Source organism: Alistipes sp. UBA6068, from assembly GCF_949428155.1.
GTDB classification, from domain to species: Bacteria; Bacteroidota; Bacteroidia; order Bacteroidales; family Rikenellaceae; genus Alistipes; species Alistipes muris.
Map to the genome: position 1 here is coordinate 59,186 of NZ_CASQFS010000012.1, position 10,859 is coordinate 70,044.

A 10,859-nucleotide genomic window follows, 5' to 3' on the forward strand; every position below is an offset into this window, starting at 1 on the left:
CGCTCACGTGATGCATGTCTATCCTAAATGTATTCGTGCGATTTTGCCGAGCGACAGATAACATATTAATCTGTCTCTGACTATACGGCCGGCTCGCTGCATCGCCTCGTCATAAAGCGCAATCTGACCGCTGTATTTACCGGCATAAAAATCACTATCCGGATTTGTAAGATTGTCGACAGCGCCTTGATAGCTTTTATAATCGATCAGTACATCGCCATTGTCCGTACGATAAATCATATCGATTTCACCTTGGACAATCTGTCCGGTTTCGCGACGGAATCGGAATGGAATTTCCCGCTCGACGGTTGAGGAAATACCATAAGTGTCTTTCAGCCAAGCGTAAAACGCACGCACCGAATCCATGAACAATGCACCATCGAGAGCGATACCGTATTTTTCTGCAAGTTGTGTCGCTTTGCTTGCAAATGCAGCATCGTCTTGATAAATGCACATCAGATGATGCAGGCAGTTTCCCAATACCGTATCATTCTCAGAAGCAACATGCAATCTTTCGGCAAAGGTTGCGGCAATTGCTACATTTTGCAACTTTTGCGATGGTGCTTCCTGGCTTGGTCGTATATCACGTAAATCATAGGTCTGCCGCTCGGAGGGAGTTTTCAATGCTTTGAATGAGATAGACTCCTTTGCATTGGTAATATCATCCGTGGGTTCCGCGTATTCGATTTGTCTATAACGAAATTTATTGCCGAACCACATTAGGTATTTATCCTTGCATTCCTGTGGGCTCATGTCAATACCCGTAATTTGCTCCAGCCATCTTGTGTTGTAACTCTTTTTCGACGCTTTGGCCGAAGTCGTAATGAGCAACTCTTTCGGGCGGGTCATGCCGACATACATCAGCCGTTTAGCCTCCTCTGATGTTGCCGATTCCAACTGTTTGTAATTATCATTCTCCGATATCCGGCCCTTTACCGTATTGGTACATAAGTCAAACAACGCGGCCGGGAAAAGCGTAACGGTCGCCCGGTCTGTTTCGCGAAGTACTTGTATGCCAGAAAAGACATTTTTCATCTGGACTTCTTCGCTGTCGAGCGAGCAGAGAATTACGCATTTCCACTCCAAACCTTTGGATTTATGGTATGTCAGCACCGTTACGCCATTTTCATCGCCCGACTGGCCGAGACCATACTGTCGCACAAAGTCGACAAATCCCACCAGCGAGCATCCGAGACCCAGATTGGCGCATTGCTCTTCATAGCTTCGGGCTGCTGCAATGAAAATTTGGCAGTAGTCGTATGCGTCGGCTTTCGGTTCGATGCGCTGGATTAAGTCATAGGCATTCAGTTCGACGATCAATGTTTCAACGGCCGATGCAACGGACTGATTGCCGATAATCTTCGAAAGTTTCGATATTTTCCGAAACAGGCTCACGTCGGCAAGCCATTTCCCATCACCGCCCGATTCCATGTAACGCAGACGGTCGGAAAGAATTTTGGCTGCTGTATACCCTTGTTCCGTATAGTAGGCAATCAATGCTTGCGAAAGAGAGTTGCAGCTGTATGCTGCAACGGAAACAAGCGCCGTCAAAAAGTCGAAAATCGGATTTTGCTGCCCGTTATTCGCATCATTGGCTATCCTATAGGGTATTCCGGCGACATTCAGTGCCTGTGCATATTTAGATACTTCTGCGTTTTTGCGGCACAGTATGGCTATATCCTTGAATTCCAGTCCTTCGGTTTCGTGTAGCTTCTTGATTTGGGCGGTCAGAGCATCGAAGCGTTCGTCTGCTTTGTTGACATTGAAATGCCAATGGTACAGTTCTCGATCCGCTGGCGCCTGATAATCAGCAGCCTTTGGCATATCGAGCTTCACAAGCTCTTTTGGCAGCGAGTTCTTGAACACTTCTACGAAAACTGAATTGGTAAAATCAACGATTGCCTTGTTGGAACGCCAGCAGTATTCGAGGCGCCGCAATTCGTTCCCGTCCTCACACTTGTCCGCTTGATCGATTACGCTCTTGACAAGGGTTGTATCCGAGCCGCGGAAGTTATAAATCGCCTGCTTGATGTCGCCGACCCACACGCTGCGCTGCATCAGTTCGGAAAGCCGCTGAAAAAAGCGCACCTGTTGCGGCGAACAGTCCTGAAACTCGTCGACCAACGCAACTTTGTAACGGCTTCGAATCTCTCCGATGACTTCGGGGCGTTCGAGCAGCTCGGTGAAATAGCGCTGTACATCGTTGAAGTCGAGCAGACGGCGCTCATCCTTGAACTTCTTGTATTCATCCTGCCACTCCTGCGCCAGACGGAAGATGATGTCGATGTAGGATGTTATCAATGCCGATGTCCTGTGGTCGGCGAGAATCTTGTCCGGCAGAGTATCGAAAAAGTCGTAGGCTTCGGGGCTTAGATTTTTGAGTTCGTTTGTCACAACGGCTTTAATATCCTTGACTAATTGCAGATGTGCATGGATATTCAGTGTCGTCGGATTCGTTTTTTTGAGGTTTTTTTCAAAATTAGTCCTAATCTCCTTGATTTTTTTTTGTTTTTCGGCCGGCTTGCTGCGCTTCAATTGAAGCGCAGCATCCAGGAGGTTATCGATATTTTGAATAACCTCCGCTGGGTTGAAGTCGATTGTCACCTTGTTGGTGTTCAACACTTGGGCCAGCATCTCTTTGCTGACCTCTTTGGCGCGTTCGAGACCTTCGGCATCTATGCAGAAATTATTGATTTTGTCGATGATGTTTTGCAGGTCGCTTTTCCAAAAATCGGGATTCGGCTGCGGGCGGTTGTAGTCATCCCGATATGTAATGTTCAGCGCTTGCATCATTTGGCGGAATGTATATAAATCCGCTTCCCGAGGTAATGAGGCCAACGATTGAGAAACATAGAATGCCTGATCCTCTTCGGCTATCATCCGAACGTCGGCGCTGATACCCAACAAATACCAGTATCGTGCGACCAGCTGGTAGGATATGGAGTGAATCGTTCCGATGGCGGCATTGTCAATCTGCACGGCCTCGTCGTATAGCCCCTCCTTGTAGAGTGCCGATCGCACTTTTTCGCGCAGTTCGCTGGCTGCAGCACGTGTAAATGTCGTCAGAATGATTTCGTCGGCCGAGCAAGTCCTGTTTTTAATAAACTCCACTATTTGCTTGGTCAGCGAGTATGTTTTGCCGCTGCCGGCTCCGGCACTAATAAAGGTTACGTTCTTCATTGGTCAGCGCAGTTTATTGAAATCCGCAAATATGTTCTCGCTAATCTTTCCGTCATACGCGTTCAGTGGGTAGAGATTTTGTTCCGCCTGAGCTGCGCCATATTCGCTCTCCTCCAGGCATAAACCTTCGGCCCGTTCGATGCATCTTTCGGCGAGTTGCTGCCGGCGGAAAGCGTAGGCATTGGCTGCCTGCCGCATCATGTCGACGGAAGTGTCGTGTTCCACAGGAGCATATTCATCGAATTTGTCGCCCGACACGAACTCCATTCCCGGCAGCAGGATATAGGCTGTGCGGACGGAGCAGCCAAACTCTTTTTCGGCCAAATGTTTATAGATTGCAAGTTGCAACGCCGAATTGTTCTGTATCCGTTTTTCGTACGATTTGCGGTTTTTGCTCCATTTGAAGTCGAAGATTACCTTGTTCCCATTCGTGTCCGTCAGCAGCATATCGGCTCGCGATGCCAGTTTCACGCCGTCGCCTGCCGCCAGCCAGTCGAGCGTCTTGAACTCATACTCGCATTCATTGACCGTAAGACTATAATCAATGATGAGCTTCTGCAATTGACCTAAGGCTCCCCGCATCTGCTTGTGTATGGTATTCAGGTCGATAGCATATTCGCGCTGACGCAGCAACAGACCTATGCTATCAACCGTCTCATTGAATATTCGGTCATATTCTTCGTTGACCCGTCGGCCCTGTTCCGCTTTGTCCGTTCCGTGCTCGAAGACCTTTTCGATGATGCGGTGGGCCACATTGCCCATGGTTCGGTCGCGGTCATCCAATGTCGGGATTCCCACATCGTCCAATGCGGCATTGTACTGGCATACATAATCGAACGGGTGCTGAATCAGCAAATCCAAACTCGAATAACTTTCAACTTTATTGTATTCGTGGCGAGGATGTATAACAACATCATCCTCCAGCTGCAAAACGAGCTCGTCCGAACTGTTGTTCACCGACTTGTCATCCGTCAATGATTCCTCGGACAACTGCGGCGTGATGAACAGTGAAGCCAATCCGCCGTCAACAGCTTCGTTTAACTGCAACATCAACGGATGGCGGCGCAACGGCTCCCCGTTGAGTTTCGTACACTCGATGATCGTAAGTTTGCGCGTACGAAGCAGTGTCTGGACCATTGCTTCGCGCTTTATGCGGCTGTATTGGGTTTTATCATAAATATATGTGCCGCTATCTTTCAATACCGCACACTCCTCTGTTGTTAGAAAATCGAACGGATATGCACCGGCTCCGTTATCTTCGATGCAAAACCACACAAGCGAATCCGCCACGGAATGTATGTCGCCTTCTGCCGTGATAACACAACGACAGCCTGCTTCGGCTTCGTATTGCGTATATGATTTCGGCGAGACGATACTCTGACACCAGCGTTGCAGTTCGATAAACTTGACGCTCTCTTGTCGATACTCCTGCAGTATGCCCAGCAGAGCGCTGCAATACGTATCTATCTGCCGCAGTTGTTCCAAGACGATTCCGTCGTAGGGGAACTCCTTCATGGACAGCAGCCTTTTCGCCCAGGAGCCCAACGCCTTGTTGAATGCTGCGATGCGCTGCGTCTCCAGCGTTTCCGTCGTTTGCAGCGGCAGGAATGTCGCTATTTTCTCCCTCTCTCTCTTGCGCTCTTTAGCATCTTCACAGGCGTCGAGGTGCTGCGCGATGACGCTGTTCCATTCGATGTTGCAAATACCGCCCGACGAAGCCAGCGCCTTGGCCAATTTTTGACATAGACTGCGGCCGAGTGGATGAATCGGAGCATTGAGCCATGCGAGAATGCGATTGAGATTGAGCGGATATTCAAAGACGCCATTGCCCAACGTAAATAATTGTACGACCTGTGGCTCGCAGACCCCCAATTCCGAACCGCAAACCGGCTGTCCGAGTAATCGCAATGTATTATCGAAACGTTTTGCCTGCTGACAATAGTAGAGCGACCATCGGTCGGCGGATTGGGTGGCTATGTAGCGCAAGGCCGCCTCCTCGTTGTCGAAACGCAGCAACTCGAATGTATCGTCGCTTTTAGTGATGTTTATGCGCCCGCATTGCTCGTCGAGAAACCATTGTTGAATTTCGCCCAGATTCCCATCCGCAAGGGCTCGTTCGTCGGCTTGGTAGCGTATGGTTATGCCGAATCGCTCTTGGTTGGCAAACAATGCTGCTAACTTCGGCTCAAGGAGCTTTTGGGTCTGGGTGACGATGATTTCGGTATTTTCGGGGAACATGCGCTGTTCGGCAGATAGTTGCAAGGCCTTGTTCCAGTGATCGGCGTTACCCGGAGGCATATCCGCTGGTTCCATATCGCGGATAAACTGTAATTTAGGCGTATCCCCGTTCTTCAAGTCCCAACCGGCAGCCACCAACGTGTCGCGCCATGCCAATACGGCATTGCTTGTGGCGAACGAGTCGAGCTTAAACGATGAATAACATAAATGCCTGTTTTCAATGCATCTCTGCATATTGTTGTGATATGCTGTTTTCCGCTCCTCGACTGATGTGGAGGAGCCAGCGATACCGCCGTGCAGCATCATTATGCTGAGTAAGCCTTCGGCTCCGCAATAAACCGTTCCGAAGCACTCTGCTTCCGCATAGTCCACATAGGGATTCGATGAATAATGCTGATTGAAATATATCTTCATGGTTAGTTCGTGCCGTTTCTTTTTCCTATGCCCAAGGCCGTCAGCATTTTTGATTAACAGGTGCCTACTGCGTCTTTTGCCGGTATTTCTGTTTGCAAAATTAGTTAGATTTCGTAGAAATAAGTAGAAGCGGATTTATTATCTTTGAAACAGAGCCGTATCACATGGGAATAATTCGTTATCGAGCAAGTGGCTAAAAAGTGAGCTCGCAAATTATGCCGGAAATAGCCATGTTTCCCGGTTCGTCGGCTTAAACGTCATGTGAGAGCGCTCACGTGATGCGAACCGGCTTGGCATGCAATATTTCCTACGGTGTTTTCTGTGAGATTTGCGCAACAATACCCCGATGAGTGTTGTCCGAAGCAAAAACATTTTCTATCTTTGTCTCGTCGCGCAAGCGGCAGACATATTGATGAAAGTGTTTCGCTTTTATCCTTAACAAGAAATCTGACAGTTTCAAAAAGACGAGGATAACGACAACACTCATCATCTGTTTCGGTATGTGTATATCGCGCCCCAAGAGGCTGCATTTTTTATTTACCCCATACTGAACAGGTGTGGGGTATTGTGTTATGTTTATTCGTCTTGGGTTTTGTCAGAACCTCTTGTTAGATAAACGAACGGCTCCACACTTTCTGTTTCCATACTAACCCGCCATGTCAGGAGCCGGATGGCAACAAAAACTCTTGATGTTATGAGTACGTGTAAATTTTGTGGCAGTTCCGGCTTTGGCTATTGCAGTTACAGTCCTCATGGGAAACATGAACACCAACAAATTGGTGATAAGTGTGTATATTGCGGTTCTTCCGGCTATGGCTATTGTTCATATAGTCCTTCTCAAAAGCATAAGCATGAATCGGGCTATGGTAAATGTGTGTATTGTGGTTCTTCTGGCTATGGCTATTGTTCGTACAGCCCCTCTGGCAAACACGAACATTAATTCATTATCTCCTAAAGTATGCCCGAAGAATAGTAGGGCATACCTTTTTACACAAAAAAACTTTTACCTAATAACTATAAAGATTATATGGAGATTACAAATTTCGATGACCCCGATTTCGTTGATTTTCTTCAAGAGCTGCTAATTGAGCAGGAACCCGAAGAACAGGACATCCTACGACGCGTCGTAGATGGAGGGCGTGCGGTCTATGGAGCCCTATCCAATAAGGAAAAGCATGTTTTCGACGAAATCGTCGATATGAATACAATAACTAATTGTGATCGGTGTGGTATTCCTATCCAATGGAGTGAGATGATTCAAGTTCGTAATCACGGTGGGTATTGTAGTGATTGTTGGGATAAAAAGCAAACACTTGAAAGTGATGATTAAATCCTAATGCCATGACAACCATCCAAATCAACGTCTCCGGCTTGACGGTCCGCGTTGTAGAAGAAAACGAAGATTACTTTATCGTAGAAGCGCCCCTCGATTCTTTGGATAAGGAGTTGCGGCCGTTTGCACTTCGCGTTTCTCCGACTATTGCCGATAAATTGTTCCGCCGTTCGGAGCGTATCTACATCAACAAACAGGCGTTTTTGCTTTGGATGAATTCCAAAGACGAATTCGCAGAGTTTCAGCGACAGAATACCTCCCAATCCGGTGAAACTATCATCGAAATCGAATTATGAACTGCATGAATACAACCGCGATTTGGCAGAAAATCGAACTGCTGCTGGAAAAGACCGAGCATAGCGATTATGTTGCGATTTTCCGGGACGATTTTGAAGAAGCAATGAAAGACGCTTCGGACCTTGCATACATCGAAATCGAAAACACTGCATTTCCCGACTTGCTCGAAAAATTGCGCAATGAGTTGGCGGCATTACCCATGAAATCAGCACGAAATAGTGTGGTACGGATAGGCACTACTTCTGATGGCGCCGAGGGTAGATTGTCGTGTGATAATGTGCACAACTTGCTGAAAACAGTTCAGGAGTTTACTTCCGGCGCCAACCTTATTTGGGGCCTTGATGTAGATACTGCTATCTCTTCGGGGTGTTACTCCGTTGCGGTGGTGTTCGCCATGTCGGCTCAGGATACACCCCCTCTCGTATAAAACGAGTGGTTGCGCATTGAGTAGCAAGAAGGAGCGCCAACGGATTCGTGGATTATTGAATTTTTTATTATTTTTGATAAATTTTGTATAAGTATGCCCGAGCTGAAGATTTCCCAATCACTGAATAAAGCCTATCGGCAAATCAAAATCGAAAAAGCTGATTTTGAACGATTCAAGGAGACATTGCACCATCTTTTTGACCAGTTGAAAGAAAACGAGACGGAGGAAAAGATGAAAGGCGACATCATGGATTTCCTGAAGATGTCGTTCTATGCCCCGACATATAAAATTGCGCCGAACGGTCGCATCGATTGCGCCATTCATATCGGCGATAGTTCGGAGGCTCCTATCGGAGTGATATTCGAGGTCAAGACCCCCAATTCGCCCGAAATGATCCTCCGCAACGATATTAACCGAAAGGCTTTGCAGGAGATCGTGCTGTATTATCTTCGCGAACGGGTCGAGAAAAAGAACATTCAGCTGAAATATCTTGTTGCGACCAACATTTTCGAATATTTCGTCTTCGATGCACACGAATTTGAAAGACTGTTCTTCAGCAATAAGAAACTAATCAAAGAGTTCGCGGATTTTTCGTCGGGCAGTCTTGCCGGAAATACAACGGATTTTTTCTACAAGGAGATCGCTGCAAAATATATCGACGCAGTCAAGGACGAACTGACCTACACCTATTTTGATCTTCGGGATTACCGCGATTACTTGTGCTCCGGTAACGATGAAAAGTTGATCGGATTATACAAAATATTCAGTCCTGTTCATTTGCTGAAACTTCCGTTCCAAAACGACAGCAATTCCTTGAACAAGAATTTCTATTCGGAGCTGCTGCATATCATGGGTCTCGAAGAGGTCGGGGATAAAGGAAAGCGTGTCATCATGCGGAAAAATCCGGCAGAACGGAACGAGGCTTCGATGATCGAAAATACGATCAATGTACTCGATGCTGAAGACCGATTGCACCATGTCGAAAAGCTGGAATCTTATGGGCCGGATCGGGAAACCCAACTTTTCAACATCGCACTGGAATTGTCTATCAACTGGATCAACCGTATCTTGTTCCTCAAATTGCTGGAAGCGCAAATGATCAAATATCATAAAGGCGATAAGTCCTATGCCTTTATGAATCAGGACAATATCGCCGATTACGATGAACTGAACCGGCTGTTCTTTCAAGTGCTTGCGCGGAAAACAGATGCGCGAACCGACACCATCAACAGCCGTTATGGCAAGGTGCCCTATCTGAACAGCTCTCTTTTCGAAGTAAGCCGGTTGGAGGATGCGACAATCCGCATCAGCAATCTTGAAAATCTGGAATTGCCTGTCTGGTCGGGAACCGTACTCAAAGAAAACAATAAGCCGAGATATAGTAAACTCTCGACTTTGCGCTATCTGCTGGAGTTTCTCGATGCCTACGATTTTGCGAGCGAGGGGACGGAAAGTATCGAAGAGAAAGCGAAGACTCTGATCAACGCTTCGGTGCTGGGCCTTATTTTTGAGAAAATCAACGGACATCGCGACGGCTCGGTATTTACGCCCGGTGCAATTACGATGTATATGTGCCGTGAGGCGATTCGCAAGGTGGTTGTGCAAAAATTCAACGAACATTTCGGCTGGCATTGTACCGATTACGATGATCTGAAGAATAAGGAAATCGAAGATTTGCACGGAGCCGACCGCATCGTGAATTCGATTCGCATCTGCGATCCGGCCGTAGGCTCCGGGCATTTTCTTGTATCGGCATTGAATGAAATCATCGCGACGAAATTCGACCTCGGGATTTTGCTCGATTGCGACGGGCGGCGCATTAAACGGCAAAATTATCAGATTGCAATCGAAAGCGATGAATTGATCGTTACCGATGCGGAAGGAGACGCATTTACTTATATTCCCGGCCATCCCGAGTGTCAGCGCATTCAAGAGGCGCTGTTCAAAGAGAAGCGGATTATTATCGAGAACTGTCTTTTCGGTGTCGATGTCAATCCCAACTCGGTAAACATCTGCCGTCTGCGTTTGTGGATCGAATTGCTGAAAAATGCTTATTATACCCGGGAAAGCGATTTTACGGAATTGGAGACGCTGCCCAACATCGACATCAATATCAAATCCGGCAACTCACTGCTTCATCGGTTTGATCTGAAAGAAAATATCTCGCAGATATTGCATTCCACCGGAATTACGATCGCCGAGTATAAGAATACGGTTGCCGCATACAAGAATGCGCATAGCAAGGACGAAAAGCGCAAACTTGAAGAATTGATTGCCAGAATCAAGACGACCCTCAAAACGGAAATCAATAACCGCGATCCCAAACAGACCAGCCTTTTGCGCTATCGCCGAGAGCTGTCGGATTTGCAGGGACAGGAGCTCTTTGCTTCCGAATGGACTGCCAAACAGCTGTCGGAGAAGCGTAAACGGGAAAAGAAACTGAACGAGGACATCCGAAAACTTGAAACGTATTTCGCCGAAATCGAGTCGAATAAAATGTATCTCGGCGCATTCGAGTGGCGTATAGAGTTTCCCGAAATATTGGATGACGAGGGTAACTTCGTCGGTTTCGACTGTGTGATCGGCAACCCTCCGTACATCCAGCTTCAGTCGATGGGCAAGGAATCCGAAATCCTTGGACGGATGGAGTATGCAAGCTACGAGCGTACCGGAGATATTTATTGTTTGTTCTACGAACTGGGTATGAAACTGCTCAAACCCGACTATCTGCTTTCTTTCATCACGTCGAATAAATGGATGCGGGCCGGTTACGGAGAATCATTGCGCCGTTATTTCGTAGAGCATACCGATCCGATTCAACTGATTGACTTCGCCGGCACCCGTGTCTTCGATTCCGCGACCGTCGATGTAAATATCCTTACACTGGCCAAACGAGCCAACACCTTTGAAACTCGTTCATGTTCAATCGGAAAGGATGGATTTGAGATAAATAAATTGAGCGATTATTTT

General features: G+C 47.2%; 6 protein-coding genes. 4 read left to right on the top strand and 2 right to left on the bottom strand.

Features of this window, described 5'->3' with window-relative positions; all coding sequences use genetic code 11:
* Positions 1–18: 18 nt before the first annotated feature.
* A complete protein-coding gene (locus QVG21_RS07945) occupies positions 19–3,180 on the bottom strand; it encodes a UvrD-helicase domain-containing protein (protein WP_287923834.1) in 3,162 nt (1,053 codons plus the stop codon).
* A gap of 3 nt (positions 3,181–3,183) precedes the next feature.
* The gene (locus tag QVG21_RS07950; protein WP_287923837.1) at positions 3,184–5,832 is read right to left on the bottom strand and encodes a PD-(D/E)XK nuclease family protein; all 2,649 of its coding nucleotides are present in this window, start codon (positions 5,830–5,832) and stop codon (positions 3,184–3,186) included.
* A 1,027-nt stretch (positions 5,833–6,859) separates the two neighbouring features.
* Between QVG21_RS07950 and QVG21_RS07955 the strand changes: the two genes are divergently transcribed.
* The 4 genes from QVG21_RS07955 to QVG21_RS07970 form a co-directional block, all read left to right on the top strand.
* On the top strand, positions 6,860–7,162 hold the full coding sequence (locus QVG21_RS07955; protein WP_287923839.1) for a hypothetical protein: 303 nt from the start codon (positions 6,860–6,862) through the stop codon (positions 7,160–7,162).
* 11 nt (positions 7,163–7,173) lie between these two features.
* Positions 7,174–7,461: a hypothetical protein gene (locus QVG21_RS07960; protein ID WP_287923842.1), complete on the top strand. Its 288-nt coding sequence runs from the start codon at positions 7,174–7,176 to the stop codon at positions 7,459–7,461.
* A 5-nt stretch (positions 7,462–7,466) separates the two neighbouring features.
* Entirely contained in the window at positions 7,467–7,889 is a 423-nt protein-coding gene (locus tag QVG21_RS07965; protein WP_287923844.1) for a hypothetical protein, read from the top strand.
* 93 nt (positions 7,890–7,982) lie between these two features.
* A partial coding sequence (locus tag QVG21_RS07970) for a type IIG restriction enzyme/methyltransferase (RefSeq protein WP_287923847.1) occupies positions 7,983–10,859 on the top strand: 2,877 nt, incomplete at its 3' end.

Bases quoted from the DNA above. Each gene is read 5' to 3' on its own strand.
- QVG21_RS07945 (WP_287923834.1), bottom strand. From the start codon at position 3,180: ATGAAGAACGTAACCTTTATTAGTGCCGGAGCCGGCAGCGGCAAAACA.
- QVG21_RS07950 (WP_287923837.1), bottom strand. From the start codon at position 5,832: ATGAAGATATATTTCAATCAGCATTATTCATCGAATCCCTATGTGGAC.
- QVG21_RS07955 (WP_287923839.1), top strand. From the start codon at position 6,860: ATGGAGATTACAAATTTCGATGACCCCGATTTCGTTGATTTTCTTCAA.
- QVG21_RS07960 (WP_287923842.1), top strand. From the start codon at position 7,174: ATGACAACCATCCAAATCAACGTCTCCGGCTTGACGGTCCGCGTTGTA.
- QVG21_RS07965 (WP_287923844.1), top strand. From the start codon at position 7,467: ATGAATACAACCGCGATTTGGCAGAAAATCGAACTGCTGCTGGAAAAG.